Raw genomic sequence first — 233 nt, 5'->3', positions numbered from 1 at the left:
GTGCCCACCCTACCAGCCGGCCGACGCACGCGTCACGCGTGGGCACGGGGTGCCCACCCTACCAGCCAGCCGACCGCGCGCGTCACGCGTGGGCACGGGGTGCCCACCCTACCAGCCAGCCGACCGCGCGGGTCACGCGTGGGCACGGGGTGCCCACCCTACCAGCCGGCCGACGCACGCGTCGCGCGTGGGCACGGGGTGCCCACCCTACCAGCCGGCCGACGCGCGCGTCA

Source organism: Massilia sp. Root335 (assembly GCF_001425685.1).
Classification (GTDB): domain Bacteria; phylum Pseudomonadota; class Gammaproteobacteria; order Burkholderiales; family Burkholderiaceae_D; genus Telluria; species Telluria luteola.
This window is presented reverse-complemented; position numbering follows the sequence as displayed.